Raw genomic sequence first — 7,351 nt, forward strand, 5'->3', positions numbered from 1 at the left:
GGTCGTGGGACTTTATGTGTGTCCTCTCAAGTGGGATGTGCCTTAACCTGTACTTTTTGTTCAACCGGTCAACAAGGTTTTAATCGCAACCTCAGTGCTGCCGAGATTATTGCTCAGTTGTGGATTGCCAATGAAGCTTTAGGTAAAGACCCCAAAGGCAATCGAATGGTCACCAATGTGGTGATGATGGGCATGGGAGAACCGCTGACAAATTACAATAATGTGATTTCAGCGATGAATCTTATGCGTGATGATTTGGCATATGGTATTTCCTGGCGACGGTTAACATTGAGCACCTCAGGTGTCGTGCCAATGATTGATCGTCTGAAAGAAGATTGCCATGTCAGTCTGGCCATATCATTACATGCTGCGAACGATAAATTACGCAGCGAGATTATTCCATTAAACGATAAATACCCGATTGCTGAATTATTAGCGGCTTGTAAACGATATGTGACGGGTGAGCAATTGCGTCGCCACATCACAGTTGAATACGTGATGCTCGCAGGAATTAATGACTCGGAAAAGGATGCACGGGATCTGATCCGGATTTTGAAAGGCATACCGAACAAAATCAATCTCATTCCATTTAACCCCTTCCCGGGCACCGATTACCAGTGCTCTTCAAAAAATGTCATTAATCGTTTTAAAGAGCAGTTGATCGCGGCCGGTCTGGTTGCGACTGTACGAAAAACCCGTGGTGATGATATCGTGGCAGCCTGTGGTCAACTGGCCGGCGAAGTTCAGGATAAAACTCGTCGTACTCAAAGATTAGCTGAACGGGAGGTTGTTTTCGTCCGATGAAATCATTTTTGAAAATAGGTTTTCTGGCGACATCAATCATTATGCTTACCGCATGTGGTACAACCGGGCCACGTGAGCATATTGCGCCGGATCCCAAGGCGGCTGAATTGAATATGCAATTGGGATTGAGTTATCTGCAACGTGGTGATTATGAAATCGCCATGGAGAAGCTTAATAAAGCGTTGAAACAAAATCCAAATTTACCCAGTGCTCACAATACTATCGCCTTGCTTTATCAACGACTGGGTGAAGAAGAAAAAGCCGAAAAACATTTTAAAGAAGCGGTTAGCAGAGCTCCGGAATATTCCGAAGCACAAAATAACTATGGTGTGTTTCTGTGCCAGCAAGGCAAATATGTAGAGGCTGAAAAGCGGTTTTTAAAATCCGTGGAAAACCCGCTCTATCAAAGTTCTGCCATGGCCTATGAAAACGCTGCACTCTGTACCAGACAAATTCCGGATCTGGTCAAAGCTGAATCCCATTTCAGACGGGCGTTACAGATCAATCCAAATCTGAGTAAATCATTAATTGGGATGGCTGATTTGAGCTATGAACAAAAGAATTACATGCAGGCACGCGCTTATGTTCAGCGTTACAGTAGTGTTTCTCCGTGGACACCACAGGCTTTACTAACCGCGATTAAAACTGAATCCAAATTGGGCAATGAAGACGCCGTATCAAGTTACGAGTTAATTATGCGAGCCCGTTTTCCGGATTCTGATGAAATGCGCATGGTCAATGAAGGTATTTAACGTTTATGACTGAGAGTCATTCAGAAGAACCAAATGTTGTTTCATCATCAGTGGACGTTGGTAGACGACTGCGGGAAGCTCGCGAAGCAAAAAAAATCTCGGTTTCTGATGCGGCAGCCCAGTTGAGGGTGACTCGCAGCGCCATTGTCCATCTCGAAGAACAAGACTGGGATAAGCTGCATGGTCGAACCTATGCCCGTGGTTATTTCCTGAGTTATACAAAGTTTTTGGGGCTTCCACAGGATGAAATGCTGGCAGGCTTTAATATCGAATTCACCGAGACTGATAAAAGAAGCCCATCGGTAGCACCAATTCAACAGATTAAACCTGCAAAATCAACATTCCCCTGGCTGCCTTTGATATTGCTGATTACCGTGGCAGTTTTGACCTGGTTTGCCTACCAGCAATGGCAGGCGACGCAACTTGTACAGAATAATGAGCCGGCAGAGAGAACACTGCTTGAACCATTGGATGAGCCGGAAACCGAGAATAATGTTAATCCTGTTCCAGTGACTGAGTCTAATGATATCAGCCTGGAGGAACAACCTTTATCACCAGATGAAACCGATACATCTGAGCCAACTTTGGATACCGCGGATACCGCCCTCGATGAACCATTTGAAGCTGAGATAACCCCACCTGCAGAAGTTGAAGATGCAGAACCTGCTACAGCAGAAGCTACAACTGAAAAGAACCTTATCATTGGTTTGGATGCAGATTGCTGGGTTGAAGTCAGAGATGCCAGTCAGCAAGTTCTGATTAGTCGTGTGGTCAGAGCAGGTAATACGGTCGAATTGACCGGTACGCTACCTTTACAAGTTTCATTGGGGCAGGCGAATGCCGCTTCTGTCAGATTTGATGGCGATATCATCGATATTACTGAATACACTCGCGGTAATGTGGCTCGATTTACCTTGGGAGAAGATTCTTAATGCAAACTGCTTCACCGATAAAACGTCGAAAATCACGTCAAATTATGGTTGGTAATGTCCCGGTAGGCGGTGATGCGCCGATTGCCGTTCAAAGCATGACCAATACCGAAACAACAGATGTTGCTGCCACTGTTGATCAGATCCAGAGATTACAGAAAGTGGGTGCTGATCTGGTTCGGGTCTCTATCCCTTCAATGGATGCGGCAGAGGCTTTTGGTGCGATTCGTAAGTTGGTGGATATCCCTTTAATTGCCGATATTCATTTCGATTATAAAATTGCGCTGCGGGTGGCTGAGCTGGGTGTTGATTGCCTGCGTATCAATCCGGGCAATATTGGTCGCGAAGATCGGGTGCGGGCTGTTGTCGATAAGGCACGGGATTATGGTATTCCAATCCGCATTGGCGTCAATGCCGGTTCATTGGAAAAAGAATTACAAAAAAAATATGGTGAGCCAACTCCTGAAGCTTTAGTTGAGTCGGCCTTACGTCATATTGATATTCTGGACCGCCTTAATTTTCCAGATTTTAAAGTTAGTTTGAAAGCATCTGATGTGTTCATGACAGTGCATGCCTATCGTCAGCTTGCTGACCAGATTGAGCAGCCTTTGCATCTGGGTATCACCGAAGCAGGAAGTCTGCGTAGTGGAGCAGTCAAATCGGCGATAGGTCTTGGCATGCTGCTAGCTGAAGGCATTGGCGATACCATTCGTGTTTCATTGGCTGCTGATCCTGTCGAAGAAATTCGTGTCGGTTTTGATATTTTAAAAAGCCTCCGCATTCGCAGCAAAGGGATAAACCTCATTGCCTGCCCATCTTGTTCCAGACAGGAATTTGATGTTATTTCAACAGTCAACGCACTGGAAGCCAGACTGGAAGATATTATTGAACCGATGGATGTGGCCGTTATAGGTTGTGTGGTAAATGGCCCGGGTGAAGCAAAAGAAGCTGCAATTGGTCTGACCGGCGGTTCACCCAATCTGTTATATCGTGACGGTAAACCGCATCACAAATTAGATAACGAATCATTGGTTGATCAGTTGGAAAAAGAAATTCGTCAGCGGATTTCACTGCGAAGTGAACAACCCGAAAAAGTAATTCCGATAAAGGACATAAGCTAAAGGTGGCAGAGATTATCCGTTCTGTCCGGGGGATGAATGACATTCTTCCGGAAATGACGCCGTATTGGCAAGTAGTGGAAACCAGCCTGAAACAGGTTCTTGATGGCTACGGTTATCAGGAAATACGGTTACCCATTCTGGAAAAAACCGAATTATTCAAGCGTTCTATCGGCGAAGTCACCGACATCGTTGAAAAAGAAATGTATACCTTTGATGATCGTAATGGTGACAGCCTCACTTTACGCCCAGAAGGCACCGCTGGATGTGTCAGGGCGGCCATGGAACATGGTATGTTCAATCAGCAACAACGCCTCTGGTATATGGGACCCATGTTTCGCCATGAACGTCCTCAGAAAGGCCGCTATCGTCAATTTCACCAGTTAGGTGTCGAAGCTTATGGCTTCAGTGGACCGGATATTGATGCCGAGATGATCCTGTTAACCGCCAGGTTATGGAAAAAGCTGGGATTAAAAGATATTTCCCTGCAGATAAACTCGCTGGGCAGTACAGAAGCTCGTGTTAAATATCGTCAAAAGCTGGTTGAATATTATCAGGCTAATCAAGAGCAGCTGGATGAGGACAGTCAACGGCGTTTATCGAGCAATCCTTTACGCATTCTGGACAGTAAAAATCCTGAGATGCAGGCGCTTAACCAAGCTGCTCCTAAGTTGATAGATTATCTTGATGCAGAGTCAGCAGAGCACTTTGAGCAATTATGCAATACCTTAACCGAAGCTGGAATTGCTTTTGAAGTTAACCCCCGTCTCGTCCGCGGGCTGGATTATTACGGCAAAACGGTTTTCGAATGGGTAACCGATCAACTGGGTGCCCAGGGAACTGTATGTGCTGGCGGGCGATATGACGGACTTATAGATCAACTTGGCGGCAAGGCTTCCACGGCGATAGGTTTTGCCATCGGGCTCGAACGTCTGATTTCGCTACTGGAAGCGGGTGAAGTACTGCCTGAAATATCCGGACCTGACGTGTATCTGGTCGCTGTGGGGGATGTCGCTGCCGCACAATCATTATTACTAGCAGAGAGTCTGAGAGACCAACTTCCTCAACTTCGCTTGATTAGCCACTGTGGTGGTGGTAGTTTTAAAAGCCAATTTAAGCGGGCTGATCGCAGCGGAGCGCGCTGGACCTTAATTTTGGGGGAAGAGGAAATGGCGCAGCAAACCATTGGTGTGAAAACTATGGCAACAGGCGAGCAACAGACGTTAGCCTGGTCTGAACTAGCGAATTTTCTTTCTGCCTCGGCATTCAACTAACAGTTAACAAAAATAAGTAGAAATATGACGCCACTAAATATCGCCGAATGGCAATCACTTGATAGACACTATTCCGATATCAAATATCTGTCGATGCGTGAACAATTCGCACTGGACTCAGGACGTTTTGAACGTTTCTCAATTCGCTCAGGGGATTTACTGCTCGACTATTCGAAGAACCGCATTACTCAGGAAACCATCGATAAGCTGATTGCGCTTGCAGATGCGGTAAATATTCAGGAATGGATAGAACGAATGTTTTCGGGTGATCAAATTAATCACACCGAAGGTCGTGCCGTTTTACATACCGCGTTGCGCAACCGATCCAATACCCCGGTTATGGTGGACGGTCAGGATGTCATGCCGCAGGTAAATGCAGTATTGGACAAAATGGCCGCTTTCTGCGAACAGGTACATTCAGGTAAATGGTTAGGATTCAGCGGTAAAAAAATTATTGATATTGTCAATATTGGTATTGGTGGCTCTGATCTCGGCCCAGCCATGATTTGCGATGCATTAGAGCCTTACGGTATTGATGGCATCCAGGCACATTTTGTTTCTAATGTTGATGGTACTGATCTCAGCACAACACTCGAAAAACTGAATCCTGAAACCACTCTTTTTGTTGTGGCTTCGAAAACCTTCACGACTCAGGAAACCATAACGAACGCTCAATCAGCCCGCAACTGGTTTTTGAAAGTAGCGACACAGGCTGATGTGGCAAAACATTTTGTTGCGGTATCGACCAATGCTAAGGAAGTTGCCAAGTTTGGTATTGATACTGCCAATATGTTCGAAATCTGGGACTGGGTGGGTGGCCGATACTCTTTATGGAGTGCTATCGGTCTACCGATTGCATTGTATGTTGGCATGGATAATTTCCTTCGTTTGCTGGATGGTGGACATGAAATGGATAAGCATTTCCGTACCAAGCCATTGGCAGAAAATATTCCGCTGATTATGGGAATGCTGGGGATCTGGTATATCAATTTCTTTAATGCCCAGACTCATGCAATCGTTCCCTATGATCACTCACTGGCGCGTTTTCCTAGTCACATGCAGCAGCTGGATATGGAAAGCAACGGTAAGTTTATTAACCGTCAGGGCGCTCGTATCAGTTATAAAACGGGACCGGTTATCTGGGGTACACCTGGTACCAATGGTCAGCACGCTTATTTTCAACTGATTCATCAGGGTACACAGTTAATTCCAGTGGATTTTGTGTTACCGGTAAACAGTCATTATCCTGAATGTGATCATCAATCCATTCTATTGGCCAATGGTTTGGCTCAATCAGAAGCATTGATGAAAGGTAAAACGGCTGAAGAGGTTAGAGAAGAGTTGGTCAAGGAAGGCTATGAAGGCAAAGCCCTTGATGCATTATTGCCACACAAAGTTTTCCCGGGTAATCGTCCGAGTAACGTATTGTTATTTCCTAAATTGACGCCGGAAATGTTGGGGCAGCTTGTGGCCCTCTATGAGCACAAAGTATTTGTCCAAGGGGTTATCTGGAACATCAATTCATTTGACCAATGGGGCGTTGAGCTCGGTAAACAGCTTGCCAAAGCTATTTTGCCGGATTTGCAGAGTAATGCCGAAATTTCTGTGCATGATAGTTCTACTACCGAGCTTATCAGGCTGATCCGTACCTTGCGGAAATAGATAAATGAAAGCGGCTCGTAACTTACGAGTCGCTTTCATTACAAGAGTTAATGCTTTTTACGAATAATCAGTCCGGCCAAAGGTGGTAAGTTCAACACAATGGAGTAGGGTCTATCAGACCAGCTTGTTGATTCGCTCTGAATTACCTGACTAACAGAATAATTACTGCCACTGTAGTATTCCGAGTCAGAATTGATGACAACTTCATATTCGCCTGCTTCAGGCACACCAATTCGATAATTATCCCTCACTACAGGCGTGAAATTAAACACCGCCACAGCGATGGAATCCTGTCCCTGACGCAGGTAGCTTAGTACTGATTGTTCCCGATCATTGCAATCAATCCATTCAAATCCATGTGCGTCAAAGTCATGATAATGAAGCGCAGGGCTCTCACGGTAGACTTTATTTAAATCAGTGACCAGCTGTAACAGGCCCTGATGTTTTGGATAATCCAGTAAATACCATTCCAGTGCTTTTTCACTATTCCACTCACTGCCCTGTCCAAACTCTGATCCCATAAATAATAATTTTTTGCCGGGATAGCTGTACATAAAGGTATAAAGTAACCGCAGATTAGCAAACTGCTGCCACTCATCTCCGGGCATTTTGTAGCGCATCGAACCTTTACCATGCACAACTTCATCGTGGGAAAAAGGCAACACAAAATTTTCGGTAAATGCATACAGCAAACCAAAGGTAAGCTGATCATGATGATAGCGACGATGAATAGGATCCTGTTTCATATACTCAAGAATGTCGTGCATCCAGCCCATATTCCACTTCATCGAGAAACCCAGTCCGCCCATATC

At 45.3% G+C, this 7,351-nt stretch carries 7 protein-coding genes; 6 read left to right on the forward strand and 1 reads right to left on the reverse strand.

Annotation, left to right across the window (positions count from 1 at the left end; translation table 11 throughout):
- The 6 genes from rlmN to pgi all read left to right on the forward strand — a co-directional run.
- Positions 1–804: 23S rRNA (adenine(2503)-C(2))-methyltransferase RlmN (gene rlmN, locus B3M51_RS01815; RefSeq protein ID WP_292756428.1), on the forward strand; the 804-nt coding region annotated here is incomplete at its 5' end.
- Entirely contained in the window at positions 801–1,556 is a 756-nt protein-coding gene (gene pilW, locus B3M51_RS01820; protein WP_292756430.1) for a type IV pilus biogenesis/stability protein PilW, read from the forward strand. The genes rlmN and pilW, both read left to right, overlap by 4 nt.
- Positions 1,557–1,561: 5 nt before the next feature.
- The gene (locus B3M51_RS01825; protein ID WP_292354210.1) at positions 1,562–2,488 is read left to right on the forward strand and encodes a RodZ domain-containing protein; all 927 of its coding nucleotides are present in this window, start codon (positions 1,562–1,564) and stop codon (positions 2,486–2,488) included.
- Positions 2,488–3,606, forward strand: a complete 1,119-nt coding sequence (gene ispG / locus B3M51_RS01830; protein ID WP_292756432.1) for a flavodoxin-dependent (E)-4-hydroxy-3-methylbut-2-enyl-diphosphate synthase — start codon at positions 2,488–2,490, stop codon at positions 3,604–3,606. The genes B3M51_RS01825 and ispG overlap by 1 nt, the downstream gene beginning before the upstream one ends.
- A gap of 2 nt (positions 3,607–3,608) precedes the next feature.
- Complete coding sequence (gene hisS, locus B3M51_RS01835) at positions 3,609–4,877, forward strand: histidine--tRNA ligase (RefSeq protein WP_292756434.1); 1,269 nt, start codon at positions 3,609–3,611, stop codon at positions 4,875–4,877.
- A 24-nt stretch (positions 4,878–4,901) separates the two neighbouring features.
- A complete protein-coding gene (pgi, locus tag B3M51_RS01840; RefSeq protein ID WP_292756436.1) occupies positions 4,902–6,539 on the forward strand; it encodes a glucose-6-phosphate isomerase in 1,638 nt (545 codons plus the stop codon).
- 47 nt (positions 6,540–6,586) lie between these two features.
- On the opposite strand, the gene B3M51_RS01845 is transcribed toward pgi, so the two are convergent.
- On the reverse strand, positions 6,587–7,351 hold a 765-nt coding region (locus B3M51_RS01845), incomplete at its 5' end, for an alpha amylase C-terminal domain-containing protein (RefSeq protein ID WP_292756438.1).

Origin of the sequence: Methylophaga sp. UBA2689, from assembly GCA_002354555.1 — a bacterium.
In the GTDB taxonomy this organism is placed as follows: domain Bacteria; phylum Pseudomonadota; class Gammaproteobacteria; order Nitrosococcales; family Methylophagaceae; genus Methylophaga.